This is a genomic window from Brevibacillus sp. WF146 (assembly GCF_001673705.2).
Lineage (GTDB): Bacteria > Bacillota > Bacilli > Brevibacillales > Brevibacillaceae > Brevibacillus > Brevibacillus thermoruber.
Genome location: NZ_CP109943.1, coordinates 2,195,768 through 2,217,699, shown reverse-complemented (window position 1 = coordinate 2,217,699; position 21,932 = coordinate 2,195,768). Strand labels below are relative to the sequence as shown.

The window sequence follows — 21,932 nt, the reverse complement described above, 5'->3', positions numbered from 1 at the left end:
GCAGATGCAAGGAGAAAAGAATTGATTTCTGCCTGAGCCCGCCCGGCGCAGCAGCTTTCCCGAGAGGAGGCTTGTCTCCCGGTCTTCGGCCACCCCGCCGGCGGAAAGAGGCGCAGACAGCAGAAAAAGCGGGATGAACCCGCTTTCCAACTGATGTCATTAGCGACGCAGACCGAGACGGTCAATCAGTACGCGATAACGCTGAATGTCCGTTTCTTTCAGGTAGTTCAACAGATTGCGGCGCTGACCAACCATCTTCAGCAGACCACGACGGCTGTGGTGGTCTTTCTTGTGCGTGCGCAGATGCTCGTTCAGGTTGTTGATGTTCTCGGTCAGGATAGCGATCTGAACTTCCGGAGAACCGGTGTCGTTCTCATGCGTACGGAACTCTTGAATCAGTTGAGCTTTGCGTTCTTGAGACAGTGCCATCATGACTCACCTCCCTCTTGTCTATCCCCGTCAGCCGAGTCTGCCGCCGGTGAGTGTCGGACAGCCAAGCTGCGGTTATCTGTACAACGTTTTGAATTATAGCATACCGCTTATGGAAAAGCAAAGAAAAAGATTTACACGTTCGCCTCGGCAAACTTCCGCTTGGCGTATTCCACGTCTTCCCGGATTTGCGCGATCAGCGCGTCCACGCCGGAGAATTTTTGCTCGTCGCGGATGAAGAACAGAAACTCCACTTCCACTTCTTTTCCGTACAGGTTTCCCTGGAAGTCAAAAATGTGCACTTCCAGCGACTTCTCCTTCTTCTCCAGCTCAAACGTCGGCTTGATGCCCACGTTCATCACGCCGCGGTAGCTTTGGCCGTCCACGCTGAAGCGGACGCCGTACACCCCGTTTTTCCCGATCAGATACGGCCGGGACACGCGCACGTTGGCCGTGGGGAAGCCGATCGTGCGGCCGCGCTTGTCGCCGTGGACGACCACTCCCCTGATCTTGTACGGCCGTCCGAGCAGAAGGCGGGTCTGCTCCACGTCGCCATGGTGGAGGTACTCGCGGATAATCGTGCTGCTCACTTTTTCGCCCAGCCGGTTGACCGGCCCGATGATGTCGACGCCGTACCGTCCCTCGCTCGCCGCCAGCAGAGTTTGCGCCGTACCCATGCCGCGGTAGCCAAACGTGTAGTCGAACCCGACGACCACGTGGCGGCAGTTGAGCGGCAGCAGGCATTCGGCGATGAAGTCCTCCGGGTAGACGGCCGCGAAGGCGATGTCAAAACGGATGACGTAGGTCAGATCTACGCCCATCTTCTCCAGTTGTTCCAGCTTGTCCGCCAGCGGGGTGAGATACTGGCTGTACCCGGTCTGCCCCAGCACCTCGCGCGGATGGGGATCGAAGGTCATGACCGCGCTTTTCCATCCGTTCGCCTTGGCCGTGTCGATCGCTTTTTGAATCACGCGCCGATGGCCGATATGTACGCCGTCAAAATACCCCAGGGCGATGGCGCACGGGTCCGGCTGCAAATCCCGCGGCAGTGGATACGTCAAGGATATCGTTTTCACGCTTACACCTCGGTGGGAAAGACTTTTTCAGCCTTGGCAAAAAGACCTTTGGGGCCGCGGCAGACGCGGTGAATGCCCAGCAGCTGTTCCCCCGCGAACAGGCAGATCAGGCTGCCCTCTTCCGCCTTCACGCCGGGGAGGGCGGTGGAGAGACCGTTCAGCACCGCTTTTGTCCGCTCGGGCGGCACCTGGTACCTCGGCAGAAACGAGACCGCTTGCGACAAGGGGACCAGCCAGGGGGACAGCTCCTCTCCGCGCGCGCCCTTTTCTTCCAGCAGCTCCAGCGCCACGGCGTCCGACTCCGAAAACGGGCCGCTTTTGACGCGCCTCAACTGCTTCATATGGGCAGGATACCCCAGAGCGCGTCCCAGGTCAACACACAAGGTGCGCACATAGGTGCCTTTGGAACACGTGCAGGAAAAGAACACGTCCACGGCGTCGCCGTCCGGACGGATGTCGTGCAGGTCCAGCTCGTAGATCGTCACCCTGCGTGCAGGGCGCTCCACCACTTCGCCCTCTCTGGCCAGTTGGTACAGCCGTTTGCCGTTTACCTTGACGGCGGAGTACATCGGGGGGACCTGCTCGATCTCGCCCAGAAACTGGCGGAACACGCCGTTCAGCCGCTCCGGCGTGATGGCTGCGGAGTCGACCGGCAGGTGTTCCACCAGTTCCCCGGCCGCGTCCTCGGTCGTGGTGGAGGAACCGAGGCGCATCACCACGTCGTAGCGCTTCGGGAGGTCCTGCAGGTATTCGACCAGGCGGGTGGCGTGTCCCAGACAGACGGGCAGCACGCCGGTCACGTCCGGGTCCAGGGTGCCGGCATGGCCCACCTTTTTCGTGCGAAACAGGCGGCGGATGCGGGCCACACAGTCGTGAGAGGTCATTCCGGCCGGCTTGTCCAGCACCACGACGCCATGCCACTTGCTACTCATCCGCGCTCACTCCCAACGCCTGCCCCAGGGCGTTCCACACCCGTTCCTGCGCTTCCGCCAGCGTCCCGCGAAGCGTGCAGCCCGCCGCTTTGGCGTGGCCGCCGCCTCCCAGTTCCTTGGCGATCTGCGACACGTCCACGCGGCTGCGGGCCCGCAGGCTCACCTTCACCGCCCCCGGCTCCGCTTCCACAAACGACACGCCCACTTCCACACCTTCGATGTTGCGGCAGTAATTCACCAGTCCGCCGGCATCCTCCCGATCTGCTCCCACATCCTCCAAATCCTGCAGGCTGACGGAAACGGATGCCACCTGGCCGCGATGGGACACGCGCAGCGACTGCAGCGCCCGCCGGAGCAGCTTGACGTGGGACAGCGTGATGACTTCGAGGCACCGCTCCGCCACGTCGCCCGGATTGACGCCGTACCGCAGCAGGCGGGCGGCGATTTCCATGACGTGCGGCGACGTGTTGGAGTAGCGGAAGCCGCCCGTGTCGGTCAATAGTCCCGTGTAGATGCAGAGCGCGAAGTCTTCCGTGATCGGCAGCCCGGCCGCTTCGCTCAGGTCGAACAGAATCTCCGCGGTGGCGGCCGCGTCGGTACGGATGACGTTTACCGCACCGAAGGCGTCGTTGGTGGGATGGTGGTCGATATTGAGCAGGACGGCGTCGGGGGCAAACAGATGACGCACGTCGCCCATCCGCGACGCGTCGGCGCAATCGACCGCGATCACCGCGGAAAAGGTCTCATCGGGCGAAGCTTGCGAAAGATTGCAAATCCGCTCAAAACGGGGCAAAAATGAAAATTTGTCCGGCGTGCCGCCCTCGTTGGCGAGCAGGTACGATTTTCCCAACTGTTCCAGCATCGCGGCCACCGCCAGTGTCGAACCGGTCGCATCCCCGTCCGGGTTGACATGGGAGAGAATCAGGAAGCGGTCGTGTTCCCGCATGAACCGGGCCGCTTCCTCCAAGGCACGGCGATAATCACTCATCCTGTTTGTCTCCTTTGGCACCTTCTGTGGAGATTTCGCGGAGAATTGATTCGATCCGGTTCCCGTAATCGATCGATTCGTCCAGCTTAAATACGAAATCGGGCACGTGGCGCAGCTTTACGCGCCGGCCGATCTCCGTGCGCAGGTAGCCCTTTGCCTTTTGCAGCCCGGCCAGGGACGCCTTGCGCTGTTCGTCGTCGCCGAAAATGCTGACGAACACCTTGGCCAACTGGAGATCGCTGGTCACTTCCACATCCGTTACCGTGACAAAGCCGATGCGCGGGTCCTTGAGGCCGCGCTGCAGGAGGAGGCTCAGCTCTTTCTTGATCTCCTCGCCCACCCGGCTCATCCTCGTCTTGTTCATGTCTGTCACCTCCGCTGGCGTTAGTCGTAGTATTCCGTATCGGCGCGGATCAACTCCACGCCGGGATGGTTTTCCACCAGACGGACAGCCGCCTGGATTTGTTCCTGCAAAAACGACCATTCATTAGCAACGGCAGCGATACCCAGTACGGCACGCTGCCACTGCTCCTGACAGGCCACCTCCGCCGCGGAGACGTTGAAGCGGCTCCGCAGCTTGCCGAGAATGCTCTTGACGATGGCCCGTTTCTCTTTTAGGTTGCGGCAGGCGGGCAGAAACAGTTCAATCCGCGCCCCCGCCAGCATTACTGCTTCACTTCCTCCATGATGAAGGCTTCGATCACGTCGCCCACCTTGATGTCCTGGAAGCGCTCCAGGGTCAAGCCGCACTCGTAGCCGCTCATCACTTCGCGGACGTCATCCTTGAAGCGCTTGAGCGTATCCAGCTTGCCTTCGTAGATGACCACGCCCTCGCGAATCAACCGGGCGCCGGCATCGCGGGTCAGCTTGCCTTCGGTGACGTAGCAGCCGGCGATGTTGCCCACTTTGGAAACCTTGAAGACCTCGCGGATTTCCGCCTGGCCGATGATGGTCTCCTTGTAGACCGGATCCAGCATGCCTTTCAGCGCCTGCTCGATCTCGTCGATCACGTTGTAGATGACGCGGTGCAGGCGAATGTCGATCTTCTCCTGTTCCGCCATGTTGCGGGCGTTTGGCTCAGGACGCACGTTGAAGCCGATCACGATCGCGTTGGACGCGTTGGCCAGCGTGATGTCGGACTCGGTAATCGCCCCTACGCCGGTGTGAATGATTTTGACGCGCGTGCCGTTCACATTGATCTTCTCGAGCGCGCCGCGAAGGGCTTCCACGGAACCCTGCACATCCGCCTTCACGATCAGGTTGAGCTCTTTCACGTCGCCCTCCTGAATGTGCTGGAACAGATCGTCCAGGGACACGCGCGTGTTGGCGCGCCGTTCCGATTCGCGCTGCTTGGCCGCGCGCGCTTCGCCGATGGCGCGGGCCTTTTTCTCGTCTTCGAAGACCATGAACTGGTCGCCCGCCTGCGGCACGTCATTCAGACCGGTGATCTCCACCGGCGTGGACGGTCCCGCTTCTTTCAGACGGCGTCCCTTGTCGTTTACCATCGCGCGGACGCGGCCGTAGGTGCTGCCGACGACGATCGGATCCCCTACTTTAAGCGTACCGTGCTGCACCAGGACAGTTGCCACCGGTCCGCGTCCCTTGTCCAGCTCCGCCTCGACGACGGTACCGCGGGCGCGCTTGTTCGGGTTGGCTTTCAGCTCCTGCACCTCGGCAACGAGCAGGATGTACTCCAGCAGCTCCTCGAGGCCGATACGCTGTTTCGCGGAGATCGGGCAGAAAATGGTGTCGCCGCCCCACTCTTCGGCCACCAGTCCGTACTCGGTCAGTTCCTGCTTGATCCGGTCGACGTTTGCCTCCGGCTTGTCGACTTTGTTGACGGCGACGATGATCGGCACATTGGCCGCCTTCGCGTGGTTGATCGCCTCCACGGTTTGCGGCATGACGCCGTCGTCCGCGGCTACGACGAGAATCGTGATGTCGGTGATTTGGGCGCCGCGGGCACGCATCGTGGTGAACGCCGCGTGGCCGGGAGTGTCCAGGAAGGTGATCTTCTTCCCTTTGACTTCCACCTGGTACGCGCCGATGTGCTGGGTGATGCCGCCTGCTTCACCCGCTACGACGTTGGTGGAGCGGATGGCGTCCAACAGGGTGGTCTTCCCGTGGTCGACGTGACCCATGATGGTGACGACCGGCGGACGTTCCACCAGATCGGCCGGGTTATCCACCTCTTCGATCGTCTCGAAATTGGTTTCGTCGATGACGATCTTCTCTTCCACCTCGACGTTGTACTCGGAGCAGATCAGCTCGATGGCGTCGCGGTCGAGATCCTGGTTAATCGTGGCCATGATGCCCAAATTAAACAACTTTTTGATGATTTCCGCCGGTTCCCTGCGCAGTTTTTTCGCCAGTTCGGCGACGGTAAGGGACTCGGTGAAGGTAATTTTGGACGGCGGTTCCGGCATCGGGCGCTGCTGCTGTTCGCGATGACCCTGACGGCGGTTGTCCTGCCGTTTGCTGCCGCCCTTGAACGGCTGGTTCTTTTTGTTCTCGTCGAATGTCTTCTTGCCGCCCGGTCCTTTTTTGATCTTTTCCCGCTTCTCCAGGGAAACCTTGGGCGGGATTTTTACCTTGTCCTCGAAATCGTCGCCTGCGCGTGGATCGTCGTGTTCATTGACCGTCGGCTCTTGTTGGGTAACCTGCTGCTTGCGATCAAACGGTTTTGCGGATTGGCTTTTCATATCGCTCGGTTTTCTCTCCTGATTCTTCCCCTGATTTTTGCCTTGATGCGGACGCTGCTGGTCGGAACGCTGGCCGCCGCCCTGACGGCTGCCGCCGCGATCAGACGGACGTTCGTTGCGGCGCTGCTGCTGTTGCTGCTGCGGCTTTTGCTGCCCTTTCGACTCCTCCGTCCGCTTCTTGTCGCCCTGCTGTCTGGGCTTCGCTTCCGCCTGTCCGGCGGACCGCTGCTGTTCCGGCTTGCCGCCGGCCCGCAGCTTGGCAAGGTGATCCTCAATTTTTTTGATCGTCGCTTCGTCCATGATACTCATATGATTTGCCACTTCTATGTTCAACCGCTTTAGCAAATTGAGGATTTCCTTGCTGCTCATGTTGTGCTGTTTGGCGTATTCATACACTCGAGTCTTCAAGTGATCTTCACCCCTTCTGAATTAGGTGAGCAGGCGCAGCATGCTGTCCGCCAGCTTCCCGTCCGTAACCGCGACGGTGACACGCCCGTCCTTGCCGATAGCGTGCCCCAGCGCGTACCGGTCGCCGGCCGTCACGCACGGAACGCCGTAATAGGCGCACTTGTCGCGTACCTTCTTGGCCGTGTTGGCGGAGGCGTCGGCCGCGAGCAGCACCAGCTTGGCCTGACCGGTCCGCACTGCCTGCACGACCAGCTCCTCGCCGGCAATCACCTTGCGTGCACGCATGGCCAACCCCAGCAATTGCGCTGCCTTGGGGATCATTGTCCCATCATCTCCAGCCATTTTTCACGGAACGCGTCGTATTTTTCCTGGGTGATGGACATGTTCAGTGCGCGTTCCAGCACTTTTTTCCACTTGCCCGAAGCAAACGTGTCCGGCTTCAGACAGCTTTCCTGACGGCACACGTACGCCCCGCGCCCGGCTGCTTTGCCGGTCGGATCGATGATGATCTCTTCGTCCGGGGTCCGCACGACGCGCACCAGTTCTTTTTTGGGAAACATTTCCTGACACACGATGCATTTCCGCAAAGGAATTTTCTTTTGCTTCATGGCTATTCGATGTCAGCCCCCTCATCGCCCGCTTTCGGATAGGCGATGCCTTCCTGTTCAGCCTGCGTCTCGCTCTTGATGTCGATCTTCCAGCCGGTCAGCTTGGCCGCGAGACGGGCGTTTTGCCCGCGCTTGCCGATCGCCAGCGACAACTGGTAATCCGGCACGATGACGCGGGTCACTTTTTCCGGCGCGTTTACCTCCACGTGCAGCACCTTGGCCGGGCTGAGCGCGTTGGCCACGTATTCCGCGGGATCTTCCGACCAGCGCACAATGTCGATCTTTTCGCCCTTCAGCTCGTTGACGATGGTCTGCACGCGCATTCCCTTCGGCCCGACACAGGCGCCCACCGGGTCGACGTCGGGATTGATCGAATGGACGGCGATCTTGGAGCGGTCTCCGGCTTCGCGGGCGACGGATTTGATCTCCACCACGCCGTCGTAGATTTCCGGCACTTCCAGTTCAAACAGCCGTTTCAACAGGCCGGGATGCGTACGGGACACGACGATTTGCGGCCCTTTGGTCGTCTTTTCCACCTTGATGATGTAGGCTTTCACCCGATCCTGGGGCTTGAAGTCGTCGGTCGGCATCTTCTCCGTGATCGGCATGACCGCTTCCGCCTTGCCCAGGTCGATGTAGTAGTTGCGGGCATCCATCCGCTGGACCACGCCGGTGATGATGTCGTCCTCCCGCTCGATGAACTCGCTGTAGATGAGTCCGCGCTCCGCTTCGCGAATGCGCTGGGTCACCACCTGCTTCGCCGTCTGGGCGGCGATGCGGCCAAAGTCGCGGGGCGTCACTTCGATCTCGACGATGTCATCCAGCCGGAAATTGGGATCGATCTCCTGCGCCCCTTCCAGGGAAATCTCCAGACGCGGGTCGAGCACTTCTTCCACGACCGTCTTGCGGGCAAACACACGCACCTGGCCGGTGTGGCGATTCACGTCTACGCGGACGTTCTGCGCCGAATTGAAATTCCGTTTGTATCCGGAAATGAGGGCCGCTTCGATGGCCTCGATCAACACGTCTTTGGAGATTCCTTTTTCTCTCTCAATGGCTTCCAATGCCTCGATAAAATCGGCGTTCATGATTTTCGTTGCCTCCTCCTTTACAAGCACACCCCGCGGAATTAAAAGACGATGGCCATCCGGGCCGCGTCGATTTGGTCCAGGGAAATGACGTACGTTTTTTTCGCTTCCTTCACTGTCAGCCTGCCGTCCTCAAAGGATACCAGTTCGCCTTCGAACACGGTAGATCCTTCCAGCGGCTCCTTGGTCACGATATGTACGTGCCTGCCGACAGCCTTGCGAAAATCGCTTTCTTTGCGCAGCGGACGCTCCGCTCCCGGTGACGACACCTCCAGGAAGTACGCGGTGGGAATCGGGTCCACCTCGTCCAGCCGCTGGCTCAGCCGCTCGCTGACAAGGCCGCAGTCATCGATGTCGATGTTCCCGGTTTCATTGTCGATGAACACGCGGAGAAACCAGTTGCTGCCTTCTTTCTTGTACTCGATGTCAACCAGTTCCAGACCCAGTTCGTCGAGAATGGGCGTAACCAGGTCGGTGACAATGTCTGTTACCTTGCTCAAGCAAGTACCTCCTTGTCGTTTCAAGCATGGGGTTCGGCCAGAAAGAAAGAGTGGGTTTCCCCACTCTCGCTCTGCGTGCGTATAACCAGTATTTCCAAAAAAATTATAGCATAACAGCCTGTCGTTGACAACCGGATGTTGCCCGGAAACCCGACAGGCCGTCTCTGGTCCGCTCCTCGTCCGCCGTCGTCAGAACAGCGAGAGCTGATTGGATTCCGGCAGCCCCTGAAGGGCTCCCTGCTCCTCCAGGTATTCCAAGATGCTCTTGGAAATCCGGGCGCGGGTCAAGAGGTCTTCCTTGGAGAGGAACTCTCCTTCCTCCCGCGCCTTGACGATGCTGATCGCCGCGTTGGTTCCCAGACCGGGCAGGGCGTTGAACGGAGCGATCAGGCTGTTGCCGTCGATCAGGAATTTGGTCGCGTCCGAGCGGTAGAGGTCGACGTTGGCGAAGCGGAAGCCGCGCTCCACCATCTCCAGCGCCATTTCCAGCACGGTCAAAAGGGCCTTCTCCTTAGGCTGCGCCTCGTGTCCCTTTTCTTCGATCTCCTCGATTTTTTGCCGGATCGCCGACGAGCCCTTGACCATCAGCGGAATGTCGAAGTCGTCCGCCCGCACCGTGAAGTAGGTGGCGTAAAACTCCAGCGGATAATGCACCTTGAAGTAGGCGATCCGCACGGCCATCATCACGTAGGCGGTGGCGTGCGCCTTCGGGAACATGTACTTGATCTTCTGGCAGGACTCGATGTACCATTCCGGCACGTTGTTTCGGCGCATCTCCTCCTGGTCTTCCTCGGGAACGCCTTTTCCTTTCCGCACCGACTCCATGATCTTGAAGGCGCGGGACGGTTCCAGCCCCTTGTAGATCAGGTACACCATGATGTCGTCGCGGCACCCGATGACCTCGGACAGCTTGCACGTGCCGCTGCGGATCAAGTCCTGCGCGTTGTTCAGCCAGACGTCCGTTCCGTGGGAGAGACCGGAGATCTGCACCAGCTCGGCAAACGTGGTCGGCTTGGTGTCCTCCAGCATCTGCCGCACGAATTTGGTGCCGAACTCGGGAATGCCCAGCGTCCCCAGATTGGTGCGAATCTGCTCCGGCGTGACGCCCAGCGCCTCGGTCGAGCTGAAGATGGACATCGTCGCCTTGTCGTCCAGCGGGATCGTCTTCGGGTCGATGCCGGTCAAATCCTGCAGCATGCGGATCACGGTCGGGTCGTCGTGGCCGAGAATGTCCAGCTTCAACAGGTTGTCGTGGATGGAGTGGAAGTCGAAATGCGTGGTCCGCCACTCCGATTCGCTGTCGTCCGCCGGGTACTGGATCGGACAAAAATCCTCGATCTCCATGTAGTCAGGCACCACGATGATCCCGCCCGGGTGTTGGCCGGTGGTCCGCTTGACGCCCGTGCAGCCGTTTACCAGCCGGGCGATTTCCGCGTTTCGCAGCGTCAGGCCGCGCTCGTCCGCGTATTTGCGCACGTAGCCGTAGGCCGTCTTTTCCGCCACCGTGCCGATCGTCCCCGCGCGGTAGACGTTGTCCACGCCGAACAGCTCCTGGGTGTACTTGTGGGCGCGCGGCTGGTACTCGCCCGAGAAGTTCAGGTCGATATCGGGGACCTTGTCCCCTTTGAAGCCGAGGAACGTCTCGAAAGGAATGTCCTGCCCGTCTTTTGCCAGCTTGTGCCCGCAGACGGGGCAGTCCTTGTCCGGCAGGTCGAAACCGGAACCGATCGAGCCGTCCGTGATGAACTCGCTGTGCTTGCAGTTCGGACAGCGGTAGTGCGGCGGCAGCGGATTGACCTCGGTGATCTCGGCCATGGTGGCCACGAACGAGGACCCGACGGAACCGCGGGAGCCTACGAGATAGCCGTCCGCCAGCGACTTGGTCACCAGCCGCTGGGAGATCAGGTAAATCACGCCGAACCCGTGCGTGATGATGCTGTTCAGCTCTTTTTCCAGGCGCTTCTCCACGATCTCCGGCAGCGGATCGCCGTACAGCTTCTTCGCCTTGTCGTAGCACATCTGGCGCAGCTCGTCATCCGCCCCCTCGATGATCGGCGTGTACAGCCGGTCCGGAATCGGGCTGACGTCCTCGATCATGTCGGCGATCGCGTTGGGCGCGGTCACCACCACTTCGCGGGCGGTCTCTTCGCCGAGGTGGGCAAACGCCTCCAGCATCTCGTCCGTGGTGCGCAGATAGAGCGGCGGCTGGTTGCCCGCGTCGGGGGAGCCTTGCGACAGCAAAAAGACGTCGCGGAAGATGTCGTCCTGCGGGTTGAGAAAGTGGACGTCCCCCGTCGCCACCACCGGCTTGCCCAGTTCCTTTCCGATTTCGACGATCAACTGGTGGTAGCCCTTCATCGTCTCCAGCGAGGGAATCTCCTCGTTGCGCAGCAGCGGCGTGTAGTGATCCAGCGGCTGCAGTTCGAGAAAATCGTAGAAGGCGGCCACTTCTTTCAGCTCGTCCCGCGACTTCCCGCGCAGGATCGCCTGCATCAGCTCGCCCTCCTTGCAGGCCGTGCCGATCAAAAGCCCGTCGCGGTACTTGACGAGCTGGCTACGCTGGATGCGGGGGACGCGGAAAAACGTCTCCACGTGGGAGCGGCTGACCAGTTTGTACAGGTTTTTCAGTCCGGCCTTGGTCTTGACCAACAGCGTGGCGTGGAACGGGCGGCCGCTCTTGTAATCGGCCTCCGCGTTGCTCCGCTCGTTCAGATCCGCCAGGGTTTTGATCTCCGCCTCCCGGATGTCTTTCAGCATGTACTGGAAGACGTGGGCCAGCGCCACGGTGTCATCCAGCGCGCGGTGGGCGTTGATCAGCTCCACGTTGAACTTCTTCGCCAGCGTTCCCAGGCGGTAGTTGCGCATGCCCTTGTAGAGCAGGCGGGCCAGCGGCAGCGTGTCCAGGATGGGGTTGTTCCACGGCTCCATGCCGATCCGCTTGGCGCAGGCGTTGATGAACGCCTTGTCAAACTCTGCGTTGTGCGCCACGAGCACGGCGTCGCCGGTAAACTCCTTGAACCGGCGCAGGACCACGTCCAGCGTATCCTTGCCGCGCAGCATTTCGTTGGTAATCCCGGTAATTTCGGTCGTCTTGGGGCCGATCTCGATCTGTGGATCGATCAGCTCTGTCCACTTGTCGACGATCTCCGTGCCGCGCATCTTCACCGCCGCGATTTCGATAATCGTGTGCTCCGCCGCGTTGAGACCGGTCGTCTCCGTGTCGAATACGACGTACTCGGTGTTTTCGTCGATCGGCAGGTTGTTCTCCGTCGTCAGGTTGTAGACGATGTCCACGCCGTCTTCCACCACGTACGCCTCCATGCCGAGGATGCACTTGATGTTGTTCTTTTTAGCGACGCTGTACGCTTCCGGGAACGCCTGAACGACGCCGTGGTCAGTGATGGCAATTGCCTTGTGCCCCCACTTGGCCGCCGTGGTGATGAGCGACTTGACGGAGGCGACGGCATCGAGCGCGCTCATCGGCGTATGGCAGTGCAGCTCCACCCGCTTCTCCTCGGCCGTGTCTTTCCTCACGACCTGTTCGATCTGGTTGATGTCGTTTGCCACCATTACCAGTTCCCGCAGGAAGGTGTCATGCTGGACGCTGCCGCGCACTTTTACCCACATGCCGTCCTTTACGGCCTCCAGCATTTTGACGTCTTCCTTGTCGCGGGAGAAAATCTTGACCGTCAGCGAGTCGGTGTAGTCGGTGATGTTGAACGTCAACAAATGGCGGCCGCTGCGCAGTTCCTTCAGCTCCGCGCCGAACACCGTGCCCTGGATGGTGACGCGCCGCTCTTCGTCCTGGATCTCGCGGATCGGCAGCGGCTCATCCTTGATCTCGTACCCGATCATCAGCGTGGTCACCGCTTCTGTCTTGTCGCTCTCCTTGCTGTCCTTCTCCTGCTGGACCGCGCTCATGACCACTTCGATCAGCGCCCGCTCCTCTTCTTCTCGCTGTTCCATGAACGCCTTGTACGCCTCGTCGCTCTCTTCGGCCAAAAACGTAAAGCGCGGCACGCAGGCCGTCACTTTTTCAAATGCGGCCGCCAGTTCGCTGTCCGCTTTCTTCCGCTTGGCCATCTCGACCGCCATCTCCGTCGGCAGGTACACGGTTACGTTCTGCGCCTCCACCTGCCGCTTCGCCTGGCGCAGCGTGACCGCCAGCGAGTTGATCTTTTGCTCCAGATTCTCCAACAGCACGTCCCAGTACTGGTTGACGGCCTGCTCCACGCTCGGCTGTTCGCGGTAGCGGAATCGGGCGTCCACTGTCGCCAGATGGGAAAAGCTCTGGGTCAGCCGGTGCATAAAGGCCTGATACATCTCTGCCGGCAGCAGCCGGGGCAGCGTGAAGGTAAACACCCACTCCTTGTTCTGCCGGTAGAGTTCCAATTTATCGATGTGTCCATCAAGAAAAAATCGCTCCACCCACTCTGCCGGCAGATCCAACTGCTTCACCAACAGCGAGAAGCGATGTTTTTGCTCTTCCAACCGATTCACGGTTCTCCACCTCAATCATGCCATCAGTACAAACATGTCCGGAAAAAACAGGGGGTACTCCCACGGTTCAACGGGAGTACCCCGATTTGATTCGACAAAATCAGCCGAATCCCTGCTTTCTATTTACGTTTGGAACAGCTCCGCACCCGTCCGGTCGACGCGGGTCAGCAGATCTTTCACGAAGGCGACCAGTTCGTCGCGTTTGACCTCGTGCGTTTCTCCGGTACGGCGGACGCGCACTTCGACGACGCCCTCCTGCGCGGCCCGGTCGGAAACGGTGATGCGCAGCGGCAGGCCGATCAGGTCGGCGTCCTTGAACTTCACGCCGGCGCGCTCCGGCCGATCGTCGTACAGCACTTCGATGCCGGCTGCCATCAGCGCTTCCGTGATCTGTTCACTCGCTTGACGCTGCTCGTCCACTTTGGTGTTGACCGGAATGACGTGGACGTGGAACGGTGCCACCGACACAGGCCAGATGATGCCGTTTTCGTCGTTGTTTTGCTCAATTACGGCGGCCAGGGTACGGGAGATGCCGATGCCGTAGCAGCCCATGATCATCGGCTGGCTGCGCCCGTTCTCATCGAGGAAGGTGGCGCCCATCGCCTGCGAATACTTGGTGCCCAGTTTGAACACGTGGCCCACTTCCACGCCACGGGCAAACTTGATGACTCCGCCGCCGCGCGGGCACTCGTCTCCCTCCATGATGTTGCGCAGGTCGGCGTAACAGGAGACGGTAAAGTCCCGGCCCGGCTGCACATGGATGAGATGGTAGTCGGCTTCGTTGGCGCCCACGATTCCGTCGTAGACATCCTGCACGAAGTTGTCGGCGACGATTTCCGTTTTTTCGGCATCGAGGCCGACCGGCCCGACAAAGCCTGCCGGCGCGCCGCTGACGGCCAGCACCTCTTCTGCGGATGCAAGGCGGACCTGCGTCGCGTCGAACAGGTTTTTCAGCTTGACCTCGTTCAGCTCGTGGTCGCCGCGAACGAGCACCATCACCAGCTTGTCGTCGATCCGGTAGATCAGGCTCTTGATGATCCGGCTCGCGTCCACGCCGAGCGTTTCGGTCAGTTGGTCAATGGTTTTTACGCCGGGCGTGTGGATTTTCTCCATCGCGGGTGTTTCGCCGGTCGGTTTGGGGGCCGGCTTGTACACCACTTCCGCCTTTTCCAAATTGGCGGCGTAATCGCCCTCTTCCGAATAGGCGATCGTGTCTTCGCCGATGTCGCACAGCGCCATGAATTCGTAGGTGCCTTTTCCGCCAATCGCCCCCGCGTCCGCTTCCACGGCGCGGAAGTTCAGACCGACGCGGGTGAAAATGCGGGTGTAGGCGTCAAACATCGCCTGGAAGTTTTTGTCCAGACCTTCCGGCGTGGTGTCAAACGAGTAGGCGTCCTTCATGATGAACTCACGGCAGCGGATCAGACCGAAGCGCGGTCTGACCTCGTCGCGGAACTTCGTCTGAATCTGGTACAGGTTGATCGGCAGTTTCTTGTAGGAGTTGATTTCGTCCCGCACCAGACTGGTAATCACTTCTTCATGCGTCGGACCAAGCGCAAACGAACGTTCGTGGCGGTCCTGCAGGCGCACCAGCTCTGGGCCGTACACGTCCCAGCGGCCCGTCTGATGCCACAACTCCGCCGGCTGCATCGCCGGCATCAGCAGTTCCTGGGCCCCGGCGCGGTTCATCTCTTCGCGCACGATGGCCTGGATTTTCTGCAGGCTGCGGAGCGCCAGCGGCAGGTAGGTGTAAATCCCGGACGCCAACTGCCGGGCCATACCGGCCCGAAGCAGCAGTTTGTGGCTGGCAATCTCCGCATCCGCAGGCACTTCCCGCAGGGTGGGAATCAACATCTGACTTTGCTTCAACACACGCTTGTCCTCCTTCTTGCATGGCACGACTACGTCGACAATCTTTTTTCGGCAAACCAAACCCACGTGCCTGGGGAACCTCGCAGCGGGGGTGCTTCCTCCTCCCTCTTCGCGAGGAGCCGCCGCCATGCACGTGGGTTTGTCACCGGTTGCGGCTTGCTCTTATCCAACCGTGGTAGATTTCCGCTCTTCCACCAATTCGTGAATCTCTTTCATCAGCTCTTCGAACAGTTCCGTTTCCTTCACTTTCCGCACAATCTCCCCATTGCGGAAAATGAGCCCCTCGCCGTTACCGCCGGCGACGCCCACATCCGCTTCGCGCGCCTCGCCGGGACCGTTGACGGCGCATCCCATAACGGCGATTTTGAGCGGAACCTTCAGCGTGGAGACGGCATTCTCCACCTTCGTGGCCAGCCCGATCAGGTCAATCGCGCAGCGTCCACACGACGGGCAGGCAATGACCACCGGGTCGTTGTTGACAATGTCCAGGCTGCGGAGAATCTGCTTCGCCACCTTGATCTCCTCGACCGGGTCAGCCGTCAGCGAGACGCGAATCGTATCTCCGATGCCCATCGCCAGCACGGTGCCGATGCCGACCGCCGACTTGATGCTGCCGGAGAACTGGGTCCCCGCTTCCGTCACGCCGACGTGAAGCGGGTAGTTGCGCTTCTCGGCCATCAGCGAATAGGTCTGGATCATCGTCGGCACGTCGGACGACTTCAGGGAGATGACGATGTTGTCGTAGTTCAGGTCTTCCAGAATGTGGACGTGGTCCATGGCGCTCTCCACGATCGCTTCCGGCGACGGATACCCGTACTTCTCCAACAGCCGTTTTTCCACGGAACCGGAGTTGACGCCGATGCGAATCGGAACGTTGCGCTCCCGGCACGCCTCGACGACCGCTTTCGTTTTTTCCTTGGAGCCGATGTTGCCGGGGTTGATGCGGATCTTGTCGATGCCGCTTTCCAATGCGATCAGCGCCAGGCGGTAGTCAAAATGGATGTCGGCGACGAGCGGAAGCGGGGAGCGTTCCTTGATCGCCTTGATGGCGCGCGCCGCGTCTTCGTTGATCACCGCCAGGCGGACGATTTGGCAGCCGGCTTCATACAGCCGCTGGATCTGTGCCAGCGTGGCTTCCACGTCGCGGGTGTCCGCCGTCGTCATCGACTGGATTACGACGCTTTTTTGTCCGCCGATCTGTACGCCTCCCACAAAAACCGGTTTCGTCTCCTCGCGCTTGTACATAGAGCACCATCCTTTTGTTTGTGTCGGTGATTACGCGTCACTGCAAAAAAAAGCGTTGCAAATCGTTCCAGGTCACGACCAGGATCAACAGCATCAGGAAGGCGAAGCCGAGGAAATGCACCATGCCTTCCTTGTGCGGGTCGACCGGCCGGCCGCGCAGTGCTTCCACCAGCAAAAACGCCAGCCGTCCTCCGTCCAGAGCCGGCAGCGGCAGCAGGTTAAACAAGCCCAGGTTGATGGAGAGCACCGCCGCCCACTTCAACAGGACCGCCAATCCCTGCTGGGCGAATTCGCCCGTCATCTTGAAGATCCCCACCGGTCCGCTCAGATCGTTCAACCCGACGGCGCCGGTAAACAGCATGCCCAGGCTTTTCAGGATCATCGCGGTAAACTCGTACGTGGAGAGGGCTCCGTACTTCAGCACCTCGCCAGGCGCGTACGTCAGCGTCTGCGTAACCATGATCTTGCCGACATTGTTGTCGTTGAAAATCCGGACTTTCGCGCTTTTGCGCTGTCCGTTCCGCTCGATTTCAAAGACCAGTTCCTTGCCGGGAGACTGGCTGACGATCTGCACGATCTCCTTCCACGAAGAGACCGGCTGCCCCTGAATGGCGATCACCCTGTCCCCTTCCATCAGGCCGGCCTGGGCGGCGGGGCCGCCGGGCCTCACTTCGCCGAGGTACGGCACATTGCTGGGGACCCCGTAGGACAGTCCGATCACGACAAACAGGACGAAGGCGAGCAAAAAGTTGGCCGCCGGACCGGCAAAGATGGCCCAGAAGCGCTGCATGACCGTCTTTCCCTTGAACTGCCGGTTGTAGGGCGCAATCTGCACCTCCTGGCCGTCCTTGACCAGGTGGGCCTGCGGGTGTACGGAGAACGTCCGCTCCTCCCCGTCCACGTCCAGGGTGAGCGTCAGTTGGTGTTCCAGATCAAAGCGGACGATCGTTCCGGTCACGCTTCCTCTGCCACCGCTGTCCGTTCTGTCCAGCAGAATGCGCGTCACTTTTCCCACTGCATCGCGTTCCACGCTCACTTCCATGTGCGGCTTGAGGATATCCAGCTCCGGATCTTCACCGGCCATGCGCACCAATCCCCCGATCGGCAGCAAGCGCAGTGTGTATTCCGTTTCTCCCCGTTTTATGCTGAAGATTTTCGGCCCCATGCCCAACGCAAACTCCCGGCAGAGGATGCCGGCCCGCTTGGCCAGCAGGAAATGGCCCAATTCATGCACAAACACGAGTACGCCAAACACGATGATGATCGCGAGAATCGATTCGACTGAATCCAGGTTGGGAAAAGGCAAGGGAGAAGCCACCTTTCATTGCGTTATCGTCAAGCTCCATTATCGCGCAGACAGGGCTAGCGCCTGATTGCGTGCCCACTCGTCGGCAGCCATGATCTCCTCCAGGGACGGCTGGCTGATTCCTTGGTGGATTTCGCAGGTTTCCCGCACGATGCGTTCAATGTCCAGGAAGCCGATCTCGCCCTGGAGGAAGCGCGCAACGGCTACCTCGTTGGCCGCGTTCAGGACGGCGGGATGGGTACCGCCTTGTTTTCCGCATTCATATGCCAATTGTAACAGAGGATAACGGTCAAAATCCATCGGCGCAAAATGCAGGGTTCCGCACTTCACCAGATCAAGCGGCTCCGTCATCAGCGGCATGCGCTTCGGGTAGCTGAGCGCGTACTGAATCGGAACACGCATGTCCGGGGTGCCCAGTTGAGCCATGACAGCCCGGTCCTTATATTCTACCATAGAGTGAATGATGCTTTCATAGTGCAGGATGCAGTCGATCTGTTCGTACGGCATGTCGAACAGCCAATGGGCTTCGATCACTTCGAATCCTTTGTTCATCATGCTGGCGGAATCAATGGTGATCTTGGCGCCCATGCTCCAGTTGGGGTGGTTCAGTGCTTCGGCGACGGTCACGTGAGCCAGTTCCTCCCGGCTCAAGTGGCGGAACGAGCCGCCGGAAGCCGTCAGGATAATCCGGGCCACGTCCTCCCGGCGCTCCCCTTGGAGCGATTGAAACACGGCGGAGTGCTCGCTGTCCACCGGGATGATCGGCACTCCCCGTTCGCGCGCGGCTTTCATGACGAGGTGACCGGCGCTTACGAGCGTCTCCTTGTTGGCCAGTGCGATCGCTTTCCCCGCCTCGATGGCGGCCAGCGTAGGCGCGACTCCCACACTCCCGACCACCGCCGTCACGACGAAATCGGCGTTCGGATGGCGGGCGGCCAGCTCCAATCCGGCCGTTCCGCAGACGATCTCCGGACGATGGGCGCTGCCGAGGCGCTCCCGCAGTTCGCCCGCCGCTTTTTCACTGCCGACGGATACCAGCTCGGGCCGGAATTGCTTCACCTGCTCCGCAAGCCGTTCCATATTGTTCCCTGCCGCCAGGGCCACTATCGAAAACTCCTCCGGATGCTGGGCCACCACGTCCAACGTACTCATGCCGATCGACCCGGTAGAGCCCAAGAGCGATATGCGTTTCAATCGTTTCACCCTCTATATCTCTTTCTATATGGCGTTCGCATTTAGACGATACCCAGCAGATACAAGACGGGAAAGACCATGATCCAACTGTCGCAGCGGTCGAGGACTCCGCCGTGGCCGGGCAGGATGCGGCCGGAGTCCTTGACGCCAAAGTGGCGTTTGATCGCCGATTCCACCAGATCGCCCAACTGTCCGGCCACTGCCGCCACCAAGGCAATCGCCACAGCCTGTCCGAGGGGGAGATGCCCAAAAGCGGCGTTGACGCCCAGCACGACCGCCACCGCAGCGAGCAGTCCGCCAAACGATCCCTCTACGGTTTTATTTGGACTGATGGCCGGCCAGAGCTTTCGCCTGCCCACGGCCTTGCCGATGAAATAGGCACCGGAATCAGACGCCCAGATGCCCAGGATGACCAGCACCGTCAGCATCAAGCCGTCCGGGAGGTTGCGCACGGCCGCCATGTATGTAAAACCGTAGCCTATGTATAACGCCCCTATCAGCGTAAGGGCGGCGTGTTCAATGTGAAACTGATTTTTCCGCAGTACGGAATAAACCAGCAGCAGCAGCGTGACAGGCAGCACCAAATCCGGCATTACAACGCCGGTCCCGGCCGAAAAGGAGAGAGCCGGCCAGACGATGCTGACCATCAACGCGTAAGCGAGCACACCCGCCGCGCTGAACGGCCGCAGTCCCGCCATCCGCAAAAATTCAAAAAGGCCCATGACGGCCAAAAACAACACCAGTAATGAATACCACACGTTCCCCAGATAGACGAGGAACAGGAAGGTTGCCCCACCAATGAGGCCCGTGATTATCCGCTGCTTCAACTGATTCCACCTCTCGGCTTAAACCGCCCCGTAGCGTCGAGCTCGGCCCTGGTATTCCACAATCGCCTGATAAAAATGTTCCCGGGTAAAATCAGGCCACAGCACATCGGTAAACCACAATTCCGTGTAGGCCAACTGCCACAGCATGAAGTTGCTCAAGCGAATTTCTCCGCTGGTGCGTATCAACAGATCCGGGTCCGGGATTCCGCTCGTGTAGAGATGCCGGGAAATGACATCTTCATTCAATTGCTCCAGGTCGATTTCACCCGCCTGCAGACGGGCCGCAATGTCCTTTACCGCTTCGACGATTTCCTTGCGCGCTCCGTAGTTGAGCGCGAAGTTCAACTGGAGACCGGTGTTGTTGCGCGTCCTCTGCTCCGCCGTTTCCAGCGCCTGAATCGTATAGGACGGCAGCTGCTCCCGGCTGCCGACCATCCGGACCCGCACGTTCCGTTCGACCAATTCTTCCAATTCAGTCGACAAAAACTCCTGGGGAAGTTTCATGAGAAAATCCACTTCGTCCCGCGGCCGTTTCCAGTTCTCGGTGGAGAACGCGTACATCGTCAAATACTGCACGCCGATCTCGTCGGCTGCCTTGACGACTTCCTTTACCGTTTTCATCCCTGCCCGATGGCCGGCCATCCGGGGCAGATTGCGCTTCTTGGCCCACCGGCCGTTGCCGTCCATGATCACCGCCACGTGATGCGGAATCTGGCCGGACGGGTCCAGTTCAGCAGTCGTTGCCTGTTGTTCCTTGCGCGACCATTTGCGCGCCAGATGTTCTAACATAAAGTGTTCCCCCGCAATGAGAGATATAGACATACATCCCCCTCATCAGAGGGGGATTTCCTGGCTTACACTTCGAGAATGTCCTTCTCTTTTTCCTTGATGATCTTGTCCACTTCCGCGATAAACTTGTCCGTGGTTTTTTGCACGGTTTCCTGATGGCGGCGGGACTCGTCTTCGGAAATGGTGCCGCTCTTCTCCAGCTTCTTGATTTCTTCGTTGGCATCGCGGCGGATATTGCGGATGGCTACTTTCGCTTCCTCACCGCTCTTGTTTGCCACTTTCACCAGCTCTTTGCGGCGCTCTTCCGTCAGCGGCGGGATGACGATCCGGATGATGCTGCCGTCGTTGGAAGGCGTCAGCCCCAGATCAGACTGCTGAATCGCGCGATCGATCTCTTTCAGGGCCGATTTGTCCCACGGCTGGATCGTCAGCATGCGCGGCTCCGGTACGCTGATGTTGGCCAGTTGGCTGATCGGCGTCGGCGTGCCGTAGTAATCCACGGTGATTTTGTCCAGCATCGCCGGATTGGCACGGCCGGCACGCAGGCTGGCAAGGTCTTTTTTCAGTGTGGCAATCGCTTTGTTCATGCGTTCTTCCATGTCCTTCAGCACGGTTTGCGGCATTATGATTCCCCCTTAACCAGTGTACCGATCTTTTCGCCCATTACGGCACGGCGAATGTTGCCTTCTTCGGAAATGTTGAAGACAATCAACGGAATGTTGTTGTCCATGCACAGGCTGGACGCCGTCGAATCCATGACGCCCAATCCCTTGTTCAGCACGTCGAGGAATGTCAGCTTGTCATACTTGACCGCAGCAGGATCGACGCTGGGGTCGGCGGAGTAGACGCCGTCCACCTTGTTTTTCGCCATCAGGATCACTTCGGCCTCGATTTCCGCCGCACGCAGGGCTGCCGTTGTATCCGTGGAGAAATACGGATTGCCCGTGCCTGCCGCGAAAATCACGACCCGGTTTTTCTCCAGATGGCGGATCGCCCGGCGGCGTATGTACGGTTCCGCCACCTGTCTCATTTCGATCGACGTTTGTACACGAGTCGGGACGTTCACTTTTTCCAATCCATCCTGCAGGGCGAGCGAGTTCATGACCGTCGCCAGCATGCCCATGTAATCGGCAGTGGCCCGATCCATGCCTTTGGAGCTGCCGGAAAGTCCGCGCCAGATATTGCCTCCACCGACAACGACTGCGACTTGTACGCCCAATTCTACAATTTCCTTGATCTGAGTAGCGATGGAGAAAATCACTTTCGGGTCGATTCCGTACCCTAATTCCCCCGCCAGAGCTTCCCCACTCAACTTTAACACAACCCGTTTATAGGCAGGAAGTGGCATGTGAAACGGCCTCCATTCATGAATCATTCTCTGTCCGGAACCGGAATCCTTCCGGCACCCGCCGGCGGCTTGTTCTTTTTACGCGGATGAGAGTTTCACACAGGGATCGTGTGAAACTCT

The 21,932-nt window shown here is 59.7% G+C and carries 20 protein-coding genes; all 20 read right to left on the bottom strand.

The window, feature by feature from the left end:
* Positions 1 to 159 precede the first annotated feature (159 nt).
* The 20 genes from rpsO to pyrH all read right to left on the bottom strand — a co-directional run bounded on the left by rpsO (position 160) and on the right by pyrH (position 21,812).
* Positions 160 to 429, bottom strand: a complete 270-nt coding sequence (gene rpsO, locus A6764_RS11010) for a 30S ribosomal protein S15 (RefSeq protein ID WP_029098999.1) — start codon at positions 427 to 429, stop codon at positions 160 to 162.
* A 134-nt stretch (positions 430 to 563) separates the two neighbouring features.
* Positions 564 to 1,505 carry a bifunctional riboflavin kinase/FAD synthetase gene (locus tag A6764_RS11005; protein ID WP_065066514.1) on the bottom strand — a complete coding sequence of 314 codons (942 nt, stop codon included), beginning with the start codon at positions 1,503 to 1,505 and terminating at the stop codon, positions 564 to 566.
* A gap of 2 nt (positions 1,506 to 1,507) precedes the next feature.
* Positions 1,508 to 2,437 (bottom strand): tRNA pseudouridine(55) synthase TruB, encoded by a 930-nt coding sequence (truB, locus tag A6764_RS11000; RefSeq protein WP_065066515.1) that lies wholly within the window; start codon positions 2,435 to 2,437, stop codon positions 1,508 to 1,510.
* Positions 2,430 to 3,425, bottom strand: coding sequence for a DHH family phosphoesterase (locus A6764_RS10995; protein WP_065066516.1), 996 nt, complete (start codon positions 3,423 to 3,425; stop codon positions 2,430 to 2,432). Before A6764_RS10995 ends, truB begins: the two co-directional genes overlap by 8 nt.
* Positions 3,418 to 3,789, bottom strand: a complete 372-nt coding sequence (gene rbfA / locus A6764_RS10990; protein WP_029098995.1) for a 30S ribosome-binding factor RbfA — start codon at positions 3,787 to 3,789, stop codon at positions 3,418 to 3,420. Before rbfA ends, A6764_RS10995 begins: the two co-directional genes overlap by 8 nt.
* A 20-nt stretch (positions 3,790 to 3,809) precedes the next feature.
* The gene (locus A6764_RS10985; protein ID WP_035297353.1) at positions 3,810 to 4,091 is read right to left on the bottom strand and encodes a DUF503 domain-containing protein; all 282 of its coding nucleotides are present in this window, start codon (positions 4,089 to 4,091) and stop codon (positions 3,810 to 3,812) included.
* Positions 4,091 to 6,535, bottom strand: coding sequence for a translation initiation factor IF-2 (gene infB, locus A6764_RS10980; RefSeq protein ID WP_065066517.1), 2,445 nt, complete (start codon positions 6,533 to 6,535; stop codon positions 4,091 to 4,093). Before infB ends, A6764_RS10985 begins: the two co-directional genes overlap by 1 nt.
* Positions 6,536 to 6,556: 21 nt before the next feature.
* Entirely contained in the window at positions 6,557 to 6,856 is a 300-nt protein-coding gene (locus tag A6764_RS10975) for a YlxQ family RNA-binding protein (RefSeq protein ID WP_029098992.1), read from the bottom strand.
* Positions 6,853 to 7,143, bottom strand: a complete 291-nt coding sequence (rnpM, locus tag A6764_RS10970; RefSeq protein WP_029098991.1) for an RNase P modulator RnpM — start codon at positions 7,141 to 7,143, stop codon at positions 6,853 to 6,855. Before rnpM ends, A6764_RS10975 begins: the two co-directional genes overlap by 4 nt.
* Before the next feature lie 2 nt (positions 7,144 to 7,145).
* Positions 7,146 to 8,231, bottom strand: a complete 1,086-nt coding sequence (nusA, locus tag A6764_RS10965; protein WP_029098990.1) for a transcription termination factor NusA — start codon at positions 8,229 to 8,231, stop codon at positions 7,146 to 7,148.
* Positions 8,232 to 8,272: 41 nt separating this feature from the next.
* Positions 8,273 to 8,731: a ribosome maturation factor RimP gene (gene rimP, locus A6764_RS10960; RefSeq protein ID WP_029098989.1), complete on the bottom strand. Its 459-nt coding sequence runs from the start codon at positions 8,729 to 8,731 to the stop codon at positions 8,273 to 8,275.
* 189 nt (positions 8,732 to 8,920) lie between these two features.
* A complete protein-coding gene (locus A6764_RS10955) occupies positions 8,921 to 13,231 on the bottom strand; it encodes a PolC-type DNA polymerase III (RefSeq protein ID WP_065066518.1) in 4,311 nt (1,436 codons plus the stop codon).
* 123 nt (positions 13,232 to 13,354) lie between these two features.
* A complete protein-coding gene (locus tag A6764_RS10950) occupies positions 13,355 to 15,100 on the bottom strand; it encodes a proline--tRNA ligase (protein ID WP_176703224.1) in 1,746 nt (581 codons plus the stop codon).
* A gap of 165 nt (positions 15,101 to 15,265) precedes the next feature.
* Positions 15,266 to 16,348: a flavodoxin-dependent (E)-4-hydroxy-3-methylbut-2-enyl-diphosphate synthase gene (gene ispG, locus A6764_RS10945; protein ID WP_035297346.1), complete on the bottom strand. Its 1,083-nt coding sequence runs from the start codon at positions 16,346 to 16,348 to the stop codon at positions 15,266 to 15,268.
* A 37-nt stretch (positions 16,349 to 16,385) separates the two neighbouring features.
* Positions 16,386 to 17,654 carry an RIP metalloprotease RseP gene (gene rseP, locus A6764_RS10940; protein WP_065066520.1) on the bottom strand — a complete coding sequence of 423 codons (1,269 nt, stop codon included), beginning with the start codon at positions 17,652 to 17,654 and terminating at the stop codon, positions 16,386 to 16,388.
* A gap of 39 nt (positions 17,655 to 17,693) precedes the next feature.
* Positions 17,694 to 18,848 carry a 1-deoxy-D-xylulose-5-phosphate reductoisomerase gene (locus A6764_RS10935; RefSeq protein ID WP_065066524.1) on the bottom strand — a complete coding sequence of 385 codons (1,155 nt, stop codon included), beginning with the start codon at positions 18,846 to 18,848 and terminating at the stop codon, positions 17,694 to 17,696.
* 41 nt (positions 18,849 to 18,889) lie between these two features.
* Positions 18,890 to 19,675, bottom strand: coding sequence for a phosphatidate cytidylyltransferase (locus tag A6764_RS10930; RefSeq protein WP_065066521.1), 786 nt, complete (start codon positions 19,673 to 19,675; stop codon positions 18,890 to 18,892).
* 18 nt (positions 19,676 to 19,693) lie between these two features.
* Positions 19,694 to 20,464 (bottom strand): undecaprenyl pyrophosphate synthase, encoded by a 771-nt coding sequence (locus tag A6764_RS10925; protein WP_029098982.1) that lies wholly within the window; start codon positions 20,462 to 20,464, stop codon positions 19,694 to 19,696.
* A 65-nt stretch (positions 20,465 to 20,529) separates the two neighbouring features.
* Positions 20,530 to 21,087, bottom strand: coding sequence for a ribosome recycling factor (frr, locus tag A6764_RS10920; protein WP_029098981.1), 558 nt, complete (start codon positions 21,085 to 21,087; stop codon positions 20,530 to 20,532).
* Positions 21,087 to 21,812 carry a UMP kinase gene (gene pyrH, locus A6764_RS10915; RefSeq protein ID WP_029098980.1) on the bottom strand — a complete coding sequence of 242 codons (726 nt, stop codon included), beginning with the start codon at positions 21,810 to 21,812 and terminating at the stop codon, positions 21,087 to 21,089. Before pyrH ends, frr begins: the two co-directional genes overlap by 1 nt.
* Positions 21,813 to 21,932 lie beyond the last annotated feature (120 nt).

Excerpts from the sequence above, each read along its gene's own strand:
- rpsO (WP_029098999.1), bottom strand. The coding sequence starts at position 429 with ATGGCACTGTCTCAAGAACGCAAAGCTCAACTGATTCAAGAGTTCCGT.
- truB (WP_065066515.1), bottom strand. The coding sequence starts at position 2,437 with ATGAGTAGCAAGTGGCATGGCGTCGTGGTGCTGGACAAGCCGGCCGGA.
- A6764_RS10995 (WP_065066516.1), bottom strand. The coding sequence starts at position 3,425 with ATGAGTGATTATCGCCGTGCCTTGGAGGAAGCGGCCCGGTTCATGCGG.
- rbfA (WP_029098995.1), bottom strand. The coding sequence starts at position 3,789 with ATGAACAAGACGAGGATGAGCCGGGTGGGCGAGGAGATCAAGAAAGAG.
- A6764_RS10985 (WP_035297353.1), bottom strand. The coding sequence starts at position 4,091 with ATGCTGGCGGGGGCGCGGATTGAACTGTTTCTGCCCGCCTGCCGCAAC.
- A6764_RS10975 (WP_029098992.1), bottom strand. The coding sequence starts at position 6,856 with ATGATCCCCAAGGCAGCGCAATTGCTGGGGTTGGCCATGCGTGCACGC.
- rnpM (WP_029098991.1), bottom strand. The coding sequence starts at position 7,143 with ATGAAGCAAAAGAAAATTCCTTTGCGGAAATGCATCGTGTGTCAGGAA.
- nusA (WP_029098990.1), bottom strand. The coding sequence starts at position 8,231 with ATGAACGCCGATTTTATCGAGGCATTGGAAGCCATTGAGAGAGAAAAA.
- ispG (WP_035297346.1), bottom strand. The coding sequence starts at position 16,348 with ATGTACAAGCGCGAGGAGACGAAACCGGTTTTTGTGGGAGGCGTACAG.
- A6764_RS10925 (WP_029098982.1), bottom strand. The coding sequence starts at position 20,464 with ATGTTAGAACATCTGGCGCGCAAATGGTCGCGCAAGGAACAACAGGCA.
- frr (WP_029098981.1), bottom strand. The coding sequence starts at position 21,087 with ATGCCGCAAACCGTGCTGAAGGACATGGAAGAACGCATGAACAAAGCG.
- pyrH (WP_029098980.1), bottom strand. The coding sequence starts at position 21,812 with ATGCCACTTCCTGCCTATAAACGGGTTGTGTTAAAGTTGAGTGGGGAA.